Source organism: Flavobacterium sp., from assembly GCF_046317795.1.
In the GTDB taxonomy this organism is placed as follows: domain Bacteria; phylum Bacteroidota; class Bacteroidia; order Flavobacteriales; family Flavobacteriaceae; genus Flavobacterium.
Genome location: NZ_JBKCVI010000157.1, coordinates 1 through 6,771, shown reverse-complemented (window position 1 = coordinate 6,771; position 6,771 = coordinate 1). Strand labels below are relative to the sequence as shown.

Annotated in this window: 8 protein-coding genes and 1 pseudogene; 4 read left to right on the top strand and 5 right to left on the bottom strand. The window is 32.6% G+C overall.

The window, feature by feature from the left end:
* From ACK5ON_RS09570 to ACK5ON_RS09560, 3 genes are all read right to left on the bottom strand, one after another.
* Positions 1-744 (bottom strand): saccharopine dehydrogenase C-terminal domain-containing protein (locus ACK5ON_RS09570; protein ID WP_409821964.1); only part of this gene is annotated, 744 nt, incomplete at its 3' end.
* Positions 745-827: 83 nt separating this feature from the next.
* A complete protein-coding gene (locus ACK5ON_RS09565; protein WP_396173502.1) occupies positions 828-1,151 on the bottom strand; it encodes a hypothetical protein in 324 nt (107 codons plus the stop codon).
* 12 nt (positions 1,152-1,163) lie between these two features.
* Positions 1,164-1,925 carry a DUF3108 domain-containing protein gene (locus ACK5ON_RS09560; protein WP_396173505.1) on the bottom strand — a complete coding sequence of 254 codons (762 nt, stop codon included), beginning with the start codon at positions 1,923-1,925 and terminating at the stop codon, positions 1,164-1,166.
* 138 nt (positions 1,926-2,063) lie between these two features.
* Between ACK5ON_RS09560 and ACK5ON_RS09555 the strand changes: the two genes are divergently transcribed.
* Both ACK5ON_RS09555 and pckA read left to right on the top strand, forming a co-directional pair.
* Positions 2,064-2,468: a DUF423 domain-containing protein gene (locus ACK5ON_RS09555; protein WP_396173507.1), complete on the top strand. Its 405-nt coding sequence runs from the start codon at positions 2,064-2,066 to the stop codon at positions 2,466-2,468.
* A 61-nt stretch (positions 2,469-2,529) separates the two neighbouring features.
* Positions 2,530-4,155, top strand: a complete 1,626-nt coding sequence (gene pckA, locus ACK5ON_RS09550; protein ID WP_409821961.1) for a phosphoenolpyruvate carboxykinase (ATP) — start codon at positions 2,530-2,532, stop codon at positions 4,153-4,155.
* Positions 4,156-4,227: 72 nt separating this feature from the next.
* On the opposite strand, the gene ACK5ON_RS09545 is transcribed toward pckA, so the two are convergent.
* Together ACK5ON_RS09545 and ACK5ON_RS09540 are read right to left on the bottom strand one after the other, a co-directional pair.
* A complete protein-coding gene (locus ACK5ON_RS09545) occupies positions 4,228-4,977 on the bottom strand; it encodes a uroporphyrinogen-III synthase (RefSeq protein WP_396173587.1) in 750 nt (249 codons plus the stop codon).
* Positions 4,978-4,987: 10 nt separating this feature from the next.
* On the bottom strand, positions 4,988-5,662 hold the full coding sequence (locus ACK5ON_RS09540) for a DUF4271 domain-containing protein (protein ID WP_396173522.1): 675 nt from the start codon (positions 5,660-5,662) through the stop codon (positions 4,988-4,990).
* A 107-nt stretch (positions 5,663-5,769) separates the two neighbouring features.
* Here ACK5ON_RS09540 and ACK5ON_RS09535 point away from each other — a divergent pair, with 107 nt between their 5' ends.
* Positions 5,770-6,495, top strand: a complete 726-nt coding sequence (locus tag ACK5ON_RS09535) for a polyprenol monophosphomannose synthase (RefSeq protein WP_409821959.1) — start codon at positions 5,770-5,772, stop codon at positions 6,493-6,495.
* An 8-nt stretch (positions 6,496-6,503) separates the two neighbouring features.
* Positions 6,504-6,771 (top strand): annotated as a pseudogene (locus tag ACK5ON_RS09530) (dihydroorotase); the annotation flags it as partial.

Here is a 6,771-nt window from a genome sequence, read left to right as displayed (position 1 = left end):
GGTTCCTCGGTATAAAGTTAAGATATTGTCTAATCCATAAACGCTTCTGTATTTCAACGAATCGCGATTGCCATACGCTTCAAATTTACCATAACCTTCTACTTCTAGAAACTCTGTTCTACGGAATAATTTATGATAGGGAATGTATTTGTATTTGCCTTCTTGAATAAATTTAGCGGCTCCGCCTTGACCGGCGAGGACAACATTTCTAGGCGCCCAAGTGAATTTATAATTCCAAAGGTTGGTATCACTTTCGGGAGCTACTAATCCACCACAAAACGATTCAAATAAAATCATCTTGCCGCCTTTTTCTTCAATTTCGTGAATCACTTTCATGGCACTCATGTGGTCAATGCCTGGATCTAGTCCGATTTCGTTCATAAAAACTAAGCCATTAGCTTTCACTTCGGTATCCAAATTTTGCATGGCATCCGAAACATAGGAAGCCGTAACCATGTTTTTCCTAAAAGTTACGCAATCTTTAGCAACCTCAATGTGCATGTGAGCTGGCAACATCGAAATTACGATATCCGCTTTTTGAATTTCGGTTTGGCGTTGTGAAATATTATTAATGTCCAAGGCAATTGCGGTAGCATTGGGATGATTATTTGTTTTGCGTTGGGCTAATTCCTGAGATAAATCGCCAATTGTGAGGTGAAGATTTTCCTGTACCGATTTGTTTAAAAGATAGTGTATCAGTGAGGATGCCGAACGACCAGCACCAATGATTAAAATAGTTCTCATGCGTTTGTTTGTTGTTGGGAACAAATGTATGAATTTGATTGTAACAAAAAAGCACATCTTATTGGATGAGCTTTTGATATGAATTATTCTAAACCTTCTATTTCTTCAAGTTCTTTTTTGGCTTCTTGTTTGGTTTCCATTTTTTGTTGTTCAAATTTTTGGTCAACTTCAACTTCATCTTTTATAAAAAGTGTTTTTCCAAGAACAAATACAGAACATAATGCACAAACAAAAAGTAAAGCTTTCGGAATCATTTTCTGCGCTGCTTCTGATTTTTTCAAAAGTAATAAAGAAAGCACTAATGCTAAACCTATAGGCAAGAATGCCATTGTATCCATTGGTAAAACTGAAAAAATAATGGCTACAACGGTAAAAATGATTGCTATAACAGTGATTAGTTTTCTCATGATTGTTAAAGTTTAAATTCCAGTTGCTGAGGTTAAAGTCAATTGCCCAGATCCAACAGGAATGTTAAATTTTAATAACGTTGGAATTTTTTTAGCATCAGCAGTAAGCCAAATCAAGTTTTTATCTTTTCCTCTCAAAGCATCTGTTTTGGCACCGATAGAAATTTTGAAACATTCTTTTTTGCCTAAATTCCCAGCATTGATGGTTTCTTTACCCATATATTTCAAGGTTACAGGAACTTGCTTTTCGTCAAAAATAATCATCAAGGAAACTGTTTGTCCTTCTTTGAATTTAGAAAAATCCATGGTTCTAACTTTGTAAAAAAGCGAAATCACATCTTGTGTTGAAGCACCAATAGTGACTGTTTTCTGAGTTTCGGGTTTATTTCTTCTTTTGGTTGTACTAGTCACCGTATTTCCTTTGAAAACATATTTTTCTTTTTTGGTATAACCACCTTCATCGATATTTCTTTTGTATAAACTTGGTTTAAAATTTGATGGGTTTACATAGGATTCATAAATATCTCTAATCTTGAAAAACGAATCCCATTTGGTGTAGGTCGACAATTCACAACTTAAATGCAAATAAGAATTTTTGGCAGTAGAAACCGTTTCAGTACTCATAGTAACTTGTGCCAATTGCGTCATTAAACCACTCATGTTATAAGACCCAGCAAAAACCAGTTTTTCGCCAGATTTAATGGTTTGACCGTTTATAGAAGCAAAAGAACTTAAAACAAAAACTGCTGTAAGTAAAATATATATTTTCTTCATGATTGAAAATTAAAGATGCAAATATAAAATTTTTAAAATGGTTCGTCCCGAAATTTAGGGTCAAAAGAAACGTGAAATTCCTTCACCATTAATAAAATAACGAATAAATTTGGGCTTTAGTATTCAATTCAAAAAAAAATGGAAAGAAAAATAATTAGTACTGCAGCTTTGATGGGAATGTTGGCAATAATTTTGGGTGCCTTTGGCGCTCATGCTTTGAAAAAATATTTAACATTAGAAGAGTTAAATACTTTTGAAACGGGTGTAAAATATCAAATGTATCATGCACTTTTTTTGTTATTTGTAGGTATGAATTCGTTTCTTGAAGAGAATAAAAAGAAAACAATCTTTCGATTAGTCATTTTTGGAGTAATTTTCTTCTCAGGTTCAATCTACTTGTTGGCAACAAAATCGATTTCTGGCGTCAATTTTAAATCAATAGGAATTATAACTCCCATCGGTGGAACTTTGTTAATAGTGGCTTGGGGACTTTTAATTTGGAATATTTTGAAGAAAAAAGATAATATTTTGAGAAAAAAATAGTTTCTAAAATATAATTTTTACCTTTGTGACCTGATTAATAAAACAATACAAACTAATTTTCATGGAGAACTACGCTCAAATTACGAAATCGATTTCGTTAGAAAAATACGGAATTAAAAATGTTAACGAAATTATCCACAATCCTTCCTTTGAAAAATTATATAATGACGAACTAAATCCGAATTTAGAAGGGTATGAAAAAGGGCAACTAACCGAACTTGGCGCAGTGAATGTGATGACAGGGGTTTTTACTGGTCGCTCTCCAAAAGATAAATACATTGTTAAAGATAGCATTACTGAAAATACCATTTGGTGGAATTCAGAAAAAGCAGTTAATGATAATAAGCCCATTTCTCAAAACACTTGGAATGCTTTAAAAGAAAATACTGTCAATCAACTTACAGGCAAAAAATTATATGTAGTTGATGCTTTTTGTGGTGCCAATGAAAACACGAGATTGAAAGTTCGCTTCATTATGGAAGTTGCTTGGCAAGCGCATTTTGTGACCAATATGTTTATTCGTCCAACGGAAGTTGAATTGGAAAATTTTGGAGAACCCGATTTTATTGTAATGAATGGTTCTAAAACTTCTTTCAAAGACTATGCAGCTCACGGATTAAATTCAGAAGTATATATTGCATTTAATTTAACTGAAAAAGTTCAAATTATAGGGGGTACTTGGTATGGTGGCGAAATGAAAAAAGGAATGTTTGCCATGATGAACTACTATTTGCCATTACAAGGAATTGCTTCAATGCATTGTTCTGCCAATAAAGGAACTGATGGTGATGTGGCAGTTTTCTTTGGACTTTCTGGAACTGGAAAAACGACTTTGTCAACTGACCCAAAGCGTGAATTAATAGGTGACGATGAACACGGTTGGGACGATGAAGGCGTTTTCAATTTTGAGGGTGGCTGTTATGCCAAAACAATCGATTTAAGTGCTGAAAATGAACCAGACATTTATGGTGCCATTAAAAAAGATGCTTTATTAGAAAACGTAACTGTTGACTCTAACGGTAAGATTGATTTTAAAGACGGTTCGGTTACACAAAACACCAGAGTTTCTTATCCTATTAATCACATTCATAATATTGTAAAACCAGTTTCAAAAGCGGGTCACGCAACCAAAGTTATTTTCTTAACGGCGGATGCTTTTGGCGTAATGCCACCGGTTTCAAAATTAACTCCAGAACAAACTAAATATTATTTCCTTTCAGGATTTACGGCAAAATTAGCAGGAACAGAACGTGGCGTAACGGAACCAACCCCAACTTTTTCAGCGTGTTTTGGAAAAGCATTTTTATCATTACACCCAACAAAATATGGAGAAGAATTGGTAAAAAAAATGGAACAACACCAAGCAAAAGCATATATGGTCAACACAGGTTGGAACGGAACAGGAAAACGTATTTCTATAAAAGATACAAGAGCTATTATTGATGCTATTCTTGATGGTTCTATTGAAAAAGCCCCAACTAAATTTATTCCAGTTTTCAATTTCGAAGTGCCCACAGCTTTACATGATGTAGATTCGGCAATCTTAGACCCAAGAGCTACTTATGAAAATGTTTCGCATTGGAATGAGAAAGCAGCAGATTTAGCATCGCGATTTATACAAAATTTTGAACAATATTCAGACAATATAGAAGGCAAAAGCTTAGTAAAAGCTGGCCCACAATTATAACATACAAACCTAAACCAAAGGAATAAGCCATTCATTTTACTTGTGAATGGCTTTTTTATTTATAAAAGTATTTTACTTCCCCTTATTAGCGTCGGCAATATATCGTTCCAATGCCATTGTCATTGAAGGAGTTTCCGGAGTTGGAGCCAAAATATCAATACGTAAACCGTGTTCTAATGCTTCTTTTTGTGTAGTGCTCCCAAAAACGGCAATTCGGGTATTGTTTTGTTGAAAGTCAGGGAAGTTTTTGAATAACGATTTAATTCCTGTTGGACTAAAAAAAGCCAAAACATCATAATAAACATCTGCTAAATCAGACAAATCACTCATGACCGTTTTGTAAAAAGTAGCTTGTATCCAGTCAACTTTCAAATTATTCAGGGTTTGAGGCACGTCATAATTCAATTGATCTGAAGCAGGCAACAAGAATTTCTCCTCTTTGTATTTTTTTATTAATGGGGATAAATCAACAAAATCCTTTTGACCCACATATATTTTACGTTTTCTATAAACTACATACTTCTGTAAATAAAAAGCAATCGCTTCTGATTGACAAAAATATTTTAAGTCTTCGGGAACTTTATAACGCATTTCTTCGGCCACTCTAAAAAAATGGTCAACAGAATTTCTGCTCGTCAAAATAATTGCTGAAAAGTTATTGAGGTCAATTTTTTGAGCTCTTATATCTTTTGCATTAACTCCTTCTACATGTATAAATGAGCGGAAGTCAACTTTTACCTTATGTTTTTGTTGTAATTCAAAATAAGGTGAGTTTTCTACCTTTGGCTCTGGTTGTGACACCAAAATTGTTTTTACTTTCAAATTTGACATTTTAATGCGCTAAATTTTTTGTAATCAAATAATATATAAAATAGTACGGTGCTATTTCAAGTGCGCAAAGATACAAAATAAAATAAAACACTTTACCTATAAATAAATTTTGATAAATCTTCAACGAAATCATGTATGAAAACAAATTAATTATCAATATCACACCGATTATGCAAAAAATTAAAATATTTGATGGATTATTGTTGTAAAACAGGTATATGTTTACTGGTAATAGAATTATGCCAATAAAAGTTCGATAACTTACTTTTTGCAAATTAAATTCTTCTGCAAATTCATCAATGTTAAATATAGCGGCTATAATTTTTTCAATCAAAAATTTTGAAAGCACAAATATCCCAAAAAAGGTAAAAATACGAGCGAATATAACACTGTCGGTTTTAGAAACATAACCCAGCTGATGAAGTAATAATTGTATAAAAAATGAAAATGAAATAATTTGAACTACAAACAAGAGTATGGTAAACCCACTCATCAAATGAGAAGAATCTTTATAAATTTTAATGTATTTATCAGAAACTAAAATCCTGAGAAAGTCTTTGAATCTTGTTTCAAAGGTGCTTCTAGCAATTGCAATAAATACAAAAGAAAGTATAAAAAGATAAGTTGCCCAATCTTTAGATTCTAAAACTCTTGGCTGTAAAACAGTTTCTAACATAATTCTGCCAAAATTACTAATTTTTTATTTCTTAAATTATTATAAAATTATTAAGATACTACTTTAATAAAAAGATTAATTTTGGGTCAAATTTACTTTAGTTTTTTATGATTGACGGTCTAGTAATTATTCCAACCTATAATGAGATTGAAAATATTGAAGGCATTATTCGCGCTGTGTTTTCATTGGACAAGCCGTTTCATATTTTGATTGTTGATGATAATTCTCCAGATAAAACAGCTGAAAAAGTCATCGAATTACAAAATGAATTCTACGGTAACTTGTTTTTGACCAAACGCGCCAAGAAAGCTGGTTTAGGATCAGCATATGTTCATGGATTTAAATGGGCTTTGAAACAACACTATGATTTTATTTTCGAGATGGATGCCGATTTTTCGCATAATCCAAAAGATTTACTATTGTTGTATGAATCTTGTAAAAACAACGGCGCCGATTTATCCATAGGTTCACGATATGTAACTGGAGTAAATGTTGTAAATTGGCCATTAAGTAGGGTTTTATTATCCTATTTTGCTTCGGTTTATGTGAGAATGATAACTGGCATGAAAATTATGGATGCTACAGCAGGATTTATTTGCTACCGCAGAGATGTTTTGGAGAAAATAAATTTAGATAGTATTAAATTTATTGGCTATGCCTTTCAAATAGAAATGAAGTACAGAGCTTTTGCTAAAAATTTTGACATTCAAGAAGTACCAGTAATCTTTACGGATAGAACAAAAGGACAGTCTAAAATGAGTGGTTCTATTATAAAAGAAGCAATATTTGGAGTTATCTCTTTGAGATTTAGAAAGTTTTTAAACAGATTATAAAGAAAAAAATGAATACGGTTTTAATAAAGAATGCCAAGATAGTAAACGAAGGAAAAATAATTGAAGGCGATGTGTTGATTGAAAATGAATATATAGTTGAAATCGCCCAAACTATTAGCCCGAAATTGGCCAATTGTAAAATCATTGATGCCGAAGGAAGTTTTTTAATTCCTGGAGCTATTGATGACCAAGTGCATTTTCGTGAACCAGGATTAACTCACAAAGGCGATATTGCTTCCGAAAGTAAAGCCGCTGTTGCTGGTGGTATTACATCTT

Excerpts from the sequence above, each read along its gene's own strand:
- ACK5ON_RS09565 (WP_396173502.1), bottom strand. The coding sequence starts at position 1,151 with ATGAGAAAACTAATCACTGTTATAGCAATCATTTTTACCGTTGTAGCC.
- ACK5ON_RS09560 (WP_396173505.1), bottom strand. The coding sequence starts at position 1,925 with ATGAAGAAAATATATATTTTACTTACAGCAGTTTTTGTTTTAAGTTCT.
- ACK5ON_RS09555 (WP_396173507.1), top strand. The coding sequence starts at position 2,064 with ATGGAAAGAAAAATAATTAGTACTGCAGCTTTGATGGGAATGTTGGCA.
- pckA (WP_409821961.1), top strand. The coding sequence starts at position 2,530 with ATGGAGAACTACGCTCAAATTACGAAATCGATTTCGTTAGAAAAATAC.
- ACK5ON_RS09540 (WP_396173522.1), bottom strand. The coding sequence starts at position 5,662 with ATGTTAGAAACTGTTTTACAGCCAAGAGTTTTAGAATCTAAAGATTGG.
- ACK5ON_RS09535 (WP_409821959.1), top strand. The coding sequence starts at position 5,770 with ATGATTGACGGTCTAGTAATTATTCCAACCTATAATGAGATTGAAAAT.